Origin of the sequence: Streptomyces nanshensis, from assembly GCF_001751255.1 — a bacterium.
Classification (GTDB): domain Bacteria; phylum Actinomycetota; class Actinomycetes; order Streptomycetales; family Streptomycetaceae; genus Streptomyces; species Streptomyces nanshensis_A.
In genome coordinates this window covers 2,813-5,250 of sequence record NZ_LJGW01000027.1, presented here as the reverse complement: position 1 = coordinate 5,250, position 2,438 = coordinate 2,813, and the positions used below count along the sequence as shown (strand labels likewise).

Annotated in this window: 1 pseudogene; it reads left to right on the top strand. The window is 76.8% G+C overall.

The features are described from left to right. Nucleotides 1-2,391, top strand: a pseudogene (locus tag AN218_RS36325) (hypothetical protein); the annotation flags it as partial. Nucleotides 2,392-2,438 lie beyond the last annotated feature (47 nt).

Sequence of the window (2,438 nt, the reverse complement as noted above, 5' to 3'; positions counted from 1 at the left end):
GCCGCCACCCGCCGCCCCTCGCCCGCGGACCGGGCGCAGGCGTGGCCGATGCTGGTACGGCAGGCGGGGCACACCGCGGGGCGGCACGGCGGCAACCGGTCCGTCGTCACCGCGCTCGTGGCCGACATGGCGCGGCTGCGCGACGAGCACGAGTCCGTACGGGCGGCGGCGCTCGCGGCCCTCGCCGAGTTGCCCGCACGGCTCTTCGAGGACGAGGCCGTCGACCACCTGGACCGTGTCACCGCCGACACCGTGCGCGCCTCCGGCTCCACGCACGACAGCCGCGCGGCACTCGGCCGGCTCGCCCGTGCGCTGCTGCGCGAACATGTCGCCGGAACCCAACAGGGCCTGGTGGGCTGGGCGTTGCGCACCACCGTACGGCTCTCCGGCACCACCGAGAGCGCCGATCTGGGGCACCTGGACCGCAGACTGCCGCACGGCCGGGAGCACGCCGTGTACGAGGCGCTGCGCTACTGGCTGGAGGCGGGTGCCGAGAACGACGACCACGGGCTGACGTTCGCCCTCGCGCGCGCCGTCGGCAGGCGTGCCGTCGGCATGCCGGAGCTTCAGCAACTGCTGTGGCAGGCCGTCCAGTTCGGCAGCGAGTCCACCGCCGCGACGGCCGTGGAGCTGTGGATGGACAACCGCGCCACGCGCGCGGAGCGTGCCGAGCGGGTGCTCGCCGTGGACGCCTCGGCGGCGCTGCTGCCCAGCGTCTCGCGGACCATCACGACCCGGCGTACCGATCTGCTCGACCCGCTGCTGGAGGCCACACCGCCGCACGGCCGGTTCCTCAGCGAGGACAGCCGCCGCCCCCAGCCGCCCGTCGGGCGCTGCACCGCACGCTGGCTGCCCCGCCAGCAGCGCGCCGCGGCGAAGCTGCTCGCGCAGGAGGCCGACGACGAGGCCGTCGGCATGGACGCGCGCCGCGCCGCGCTGCGCAGGCTGGCGATGATCCCCGGCGAGGGCGCGCGCGAGCTGCGGCTGTGGGCCAACGACCCGGTGCAGGAGGAGTCCGAGCTCGCCGACACGGCGCTGGCGGCCACCGTCCGTACGGACCGGCCCGACGAGGCGCTGCCCTTACTGCTGGAACACGCCCGCGACGGCCGGGCACGCGTCGCCGTCCCCGCGCTGGGACGCGCCTTCCGCTACACCGACCCCTGGCGGCTCTCCGACGTGCTGCACCGGCTGCTGCCCGCCCGGCAGGGACCGGAGGCCCGACAGGCCCAGCCCGCAGAGCAGTTGACCCACCCCGTACAGCACTCCGCACAGCCTTCGGCCGCGGCGGCGGACGGGGACGACGCGGACACGGGCGGCCCGGGCGCCGCGGCCGGCACCGCCGGACGCAAGGCGATGGTGCGCCTCGCCGCGGAGTGCCTGCCGCTCGCCGAGGCGGCCGAACTGCTGCTGAACGTCTACCGGTTGCCGTCCCAGCACCCGGAGGTCAAAGCGGTCTGCGTGACGTGCGCCGCCGGCCTCCTCGACGACGACCGCGCCTGGGAGGTGCTCGAATCGGCCGCGCAGGCGGTGCCCGTCCTGCGCCACGCGGTGCTGCGCGTACGCCCGTTGGCGCTGCCCGAGCGGCACCGCGAGCGCTACGCACGGCTGATCACCGGCCTGTGCCACGTGGACGACCGCGGCGTGACCGAGGCCGTCTACGCCGCGCTGTCCGACTGGGCGCTGTGGGCGCCGGACGCGGCGGCCGTCCTTTCCTCGGCCGTCACCGACCTCGGCAACCGCGGCACATGGCGGCAGGCCGCCGAAGGGCTGGTCGAACTGGTCGTCACCCTCCCCGGCACCGGACGCACGCTGGAGGCGGTGCTCTCCGGACTCGTCGCGGCGGACTCCGCCCCGGACACCCCCGACGCCCGCGCCGACCGCGACCGCCCGGCCCGGCGCCGCGTCGAGCACATCGCCGCGACCCTCGGGGAGGCGGCACGCGGACGGCGTCTCGCCCGCCGTACCGCCGGACGTACGGGCGTACTCCTCGCCGGATACGAGGAGTTCGTGCCGCTCGCCGCCCGGCTGCTGTGCTCCGCGGTGACCTTGGAGAGCGACGCCGAGACCCTGCGCAGACAGCTCCGCGGCATCGCCGGACTGCACACCGAACGGCCCGCCCTGGCCTGGCGCACGGCGGAGGAACTGCGGCGCTGCCTCGGCCCGTTGCACCGCCCGGCCGAGACCAGGGAGCGGCTGCTGCCCGTCGCACAGGACCTCGCGGAAGACGGCGGCGCCGCCGCCGGGCTGCTGTCCGTCGCGCTGGCCTCCGCGGTCAACCCGCCGGGCGGCTGGCCCGAGCCGTGGCGTGAAGTGCTGCGTGCGCTGCGCCGCCACGCCGCCCCCGACGTACGGGCCGCCGCGCTGGAGCTGGCGAGCCACCCCGGGGAGTGACGGCGCCCGCGCCGCCGGGAATCCAGGCGACCGCGCGGCCGGGAGGC